This is a genomic window from Streptomyces rubellomurinus (genome assembly GCF_000961885.1).
Classification (GTDB): domain Bacteria; phylum Actinomycetota; class Actinomycetes; order Streptomycetales; family Streptomycetaceae; genus Kitasatospora; species Kitasatospora rubellomurina.
This window is the reverse complement of sequence record NZ_JZKH01000194.1, coordinates 1-4,648: the sequence shown is the minus strand read 5'-3', so window position 1 is coordinate 4,648 and position 4,648 is coordinate 1. Positions and strand designations below refer to the sequence as shown.

Genomic DNA, 4,648 nt, shown 5'->3' with positions numbered 1-4,648 from the left:
GATCTCGCCCTGGGAGTGGCCGATGACGGCGGCGGGCTCGACGCCCAGCGACTTCCAGACCGCGGCCAGCGAGACCATCATCGCGAACAGCGCGGGCTGCACGACGTCGACCCGGTGGAGGTCTCCGCCGCCGCGCAGCACCTCGGTGAGCGACCAGTCGACGTACGGGGCCAGCGCCGCCTCGCAGTCGGCGATCGAGCGGGCGAACACCTCGGAGGTGTCCAGGAGTTCGGCGCCCATGCCGAGCCACTGCGAGCCCTGGCCGGGGAACACGAACACCGGCCGCCCGTAGCCGCCCTCGCCGGTGGTGACCGCCGGCTTGGCGGCTCCCTCGGCGAGCCCGGCGAGGCCGTTCAGCAGCTCCTCGCGGCCCTGCCCGAGCACGACCGCCCGGTGCTCCAGCGCCGCGCGTCCGACGAGCAGGGTGTGCCCGACGGCGCGCAGGTCGGCCTCCGGGTGCTCGCGCAGGAACGCGGCCAGCTGCCCGCTCTGCGCCCGCAGCGCCCGCTCGTCCCGGGCGGAGAGCACCCACGGGACCACCGGCGACGGCGAGTCGACGGCCTCGGCGGCCTCCTCGGCGGCCGCCGCGGCGTCCGGCGCCTCCTCCAGGATCAGGTGGGCGTTGGTGCCGCTGATGCCGAACGCGGACACCCCGGCCCGGCGCGGCCGCCCGGCCTCGCGCGGCCACTCCCGCGGCTCGGTGAGCAGCGCCACCCCGCCGCCCGACCAGTCCACGTGGGTGGTCGGCTCGGTCACGTGCAGGGTGCGCGGCAGCGCCTCGTTGCGCAGCGCCAGCACCATCTTGATGACGCCCGCGACACCCGAGGTCGCCTGGGTGTGGCCGATGTTGGACTTCAACGCGCCCAGCCACAGCGGCCGTTCGGTGTCCCGCTGCTTGCCGTAGGTGGCCAGCAGGGCCTGCGCCTCGATCGGGTCGCCGAGCCGGGTGCCGGTGCCGTGCGCCTCGACGGCGTCGATCTGGTCGGCCGTCAGCCGGGCGTCGGCCAGCGCCGCCCGGATCACCCGCTGCTGCGAGGGCCCGTTGGGGGCGGCCAGGCCGTTGGAGGCGCCGTCCTGGTTGAGGGCGGAGCCGCGGATCACGGCCAGCACCGGGTGCCCGTGGCGCTGCGCGTCGGAGAGCCGTTCGAGCAGGACGACGCCGGTGCCCTCGGACAGCCCGAAGCCGTCCGCGTCGTCGGAGAAGGCCTTGCAGCGGCCGCTCTCGGACAGCGCGCCCATCCGGTCGAAGCCGATGAACGAGTCCGGGACGGGCATCACCACCGAGCCGCCGGCCAGCGCCATCGTGCACTCGCCGCCGCGCAGCGAGCGGACGGCCAGGTGGAGCGCGACCAGCGAGGAGGAGCACGCCGTGTCGACGGTGATCGCCGGGCCCTCCAGGCCGAACGCGTACGCGACCCGGCCGGACAGGACGCTGGTGACTCGGCCGGTGATGACGTAGTCCCCGATCGCGGAGGGCGCGTCGGCCGAGGTCACCCCGTAGCCCTGGTCCATGGCGCCGACGAAGGTGCCCGTCCGGCTGCCGCGCAGCGTGGTCAGGTCGATGCCGGCCCGCTCGAAGGCCTCCCAGGAGGTCTCCAGCAGCTGGCGCTGCTGCGGGTCCATGGCCAGCGCCTCGCGCGGGCTGATCCCGAAGAACGCGGCGTCGAAGCGGTCCACGTCGGCCACGAAGCCGCCCTCGCGGACCCGGCCGCCGGGGCCGTGGATCCCGCTCAGGTCCCAGCCGCGCTCCGGCGGGAAGCCGGAGACGGCGTCGCCGTCCGCGGCGAGCAGCCGCCACAGCTCCTCGGGGGTGGTGACCCCGCCGGGCAGGCGGCAGGCCATCCCGACGATCGCGATCGGCTCGTCCGCGCCGGCCCCGCCCGGGGCCTGCTCCACGGGCGCGGCCGCGGCCGCCAACTCCAGGACCTCGCGACGCAGTTCGGCGGCGAGCGCGGCGGGCGTCGGGTAGTCGAAGACCAGCGTCGCCGGGAGCCGCAGCCCGGTGGCGGCGTTCAGCCGGTTGCGCAGCTCGACGGCCGTCAGGGACTCGAACCCGAGCTCCTTGAAGGCCCGTTCGGGCTTGATGGCCTCCGCGCCGGTGCGCCCGAGGACGGCCGCGGCGTGCGCGGACACCAGCTCGGTCAGCGTGCGGAGCTGGTCGGCCTCCGACAACTCGACGAGCACGCGCCGCAGTTCGGAGTCGTTCCCGGCGCCCGGCGCGCCCGCGCCGGCCTCCGGGGCGGCCAGCACCGCGCGGGCCTCGGGCAGGTCGGTGAGCAGCGGGCTCGGGCGCAGCGCGGTGAACAGCGGCACGAAGCGCGCCCAGTCGATGTCGGCGATCGCGACGAAGGTGTCGTCGTGGTCCAGCGACTGCTGCAGGGCGGCGACCGCCAGCTCGGCGCGCATCAGCGGCAGGCCCTGCGCCTGCACCTTGCGGCGGGTGCGCTCGACGTCCTGGTCGCCGAGGTTCTTCCAGGTGTTGACGGCGTCCTCCCAGACGCCCCAGGCGACGGAGGTCATCGGCAGGCCGCGGGCCCGGCCGGCCTCGGCCAGGGCGTCGAGGGCGGCGTTGGCCGCCGCGTAGGCGGCGTGGTCCCCGCTGCCCCAGAACCCGGCGATGGAGGAGAACAGGACGAAGGCGTCCAGCGCCTCCGGGTCCAGCAGTTCGGCGAGGTGCCGGGTGCCGTCCACCTTCGCGGCCAGCACCTGGTCCAGGCTCTCCAGCGGGGTGCCGTCCACCGGCAGCAGTTCGATGAACGCGGCGGTGTGCACGACGGCCCGCACGGTGCGGCCCTCGGCCCGCAACCCGTCCAGCAGGGCGGCCACCGCGTCCCGGTCGGCGACGTCGCACGCCGCCAGGGTGACCTCCACGCCGGTCGCGGTCAGCTCGGCCGCCAGGTCCGCCGCCCCGGGGGCGTCCGGGCCCGAACGGCTGGCCAGCACCAGGTGCTCGGCGCCGCGCTCGGCCAGCCAGCGGGCCAGCCGGGGGCCGAGGCTCCCGGTGCCGCCGGTGACGATCACCGTGCCGCCGGGCCGCCAGTCGCGGACCGGCCGCGCCCCGCCGAGCGGGGCGTGCACCATCCGGCGGGCGAACAGGCCGGCCGGGCGCACCGCCACCTGGTCCTCGTCGCCTGCGCCGGCCAGCACCCCGGCGAGCCGGCCGAGCGCCCGCGCGTCCGGCTCCGCGGGCAGGTCGACCAGGCCGCCCCACAGGTGCGGCTGCTCCAGGGCGACGACCCGGCCGAGGCCCCACAGCTGGGCCTGCACCTGGTCGGCGGGGGCGTCGGACGGGCCGGTGGCGACGGCGCGGTGGGTGGCGCACCACAGCGGGATGCGCAGGCCGAGGTCGCCCATGGCCTGGACGAGGACGAGGGTCAGCCCCACGCAGGCGGTGAGGCTGCGGTGCCCGTCCAGGCGCTTGTCGTCCAGCGCCAGGAAGGACAGCACGCCGGCGAGGTCGGTGCCGTCGACCAGCGGGCGCAGCCGCTCGGCGAGGACGGCGCGGTCCGCGTCGGCGCCGGTCGTCTCCAGCAGGACGGTGCGGGCGCCGTGCCCGTCGAGGGCCCGGACGGCCTCGGCGACCCAGCGGTCCTCGGTGCGGCCGGCCGGGACGACGACCAGCCAGGTGCCGGTCAGCGCCGCCGCCGGGCGGTCCGCGAGCGGCTTCCAGGCTATCCGGTACCGCCAGTCGTCCACGGCCGAGCGCTCGCGGCTCTCCCGGCGCCAGGAGGACAGCACGGGCAGCAGCGCGTCCAGCGACCGCCGCCGCTCCTCGTCCTCGACCCGCAGGGCGGCGGCCACGGCGGCGACGTCCTGCTCCTCGACGGCCTGCCAGAACCCGGCCTCCGGCGCGTCGGTCGCGGCCGTGCCCGGCGCGTCCGGGGCGGCCTCCCGGATCCACAGGTGCTGGTGGCGGAACGGGTAGGTCGGCAGGTCGGCGTGGTCGCCGGCGGGCAGGAACGCCGTCCAGTCGACGGGCACGCCGTGGGCGTGCAGGTGGGCCGCGGAGGTGAGCAGCCTGGTCCAGTGGCCCTCGGTGCGGCGCAGGGTGCCGGTGACCACCGGGGCCTCGGCGGCGTCGAGGGTCTCCTCGACGGCGGTGGTGAGGACGGGGTGCGGGCTGGACTCGACGAACACCTCGTGGCCGTCCGCCTGCGCGGCCCGGACGGCGTCGGTGAAGCGGACGGTCTGCCGCAGGTTGGTGTACCAGTAGCCGCTGTCCAGGGCGGTGGTGTCGAGCAGGCCGCCGGTGACGGTCGAGTAGAACGGGACGTCGGCGCGCTGCGGGGTGATCCCGGCCAGGGCCGTCGCCAGGCGCTCCTCGATGGCCTCGACGTGCGGCGTGTGCGAGGCGTAGTCGACGTCGATCCGGCGGGCGCGGATCTCCGCGCGCTCGCAGTGGGCGAGGAGTTCGTCGAGCGCGTCGCGGTCCCCGGCGACGACGGTGGCGGACGGGCCGTTGACGGCGGCCACGAAGACCCGGCCGTCCCAGCCGCCCAGCAGCTCCTCGGCGCGCTCGCGCGGCAGCGGCACGGACACCATGCCGCCGTGCCCGGCGATGGCGGTGATGGCCTGGCTGCGCAGGGCGGCGATCCGGGCGCCGTCCGCGAGGCTGAGGGCCCCGGCGACGGTGGCGGCGGCGATCTCG

At 76.8% G+C, this 4,648-nt stretch carries 1 protein-coding gene; it reads right to left on the bottom strand.

Annotated elements, in window-relative coordinates:
- Window positions 1-4,648: type I polyketide synthase (locus tag VM95_RS37050; RefSeq protein ID WP_045705630.1), on the bottom strand; the 4,648-nt coding region annotated here is incomplete at both ends.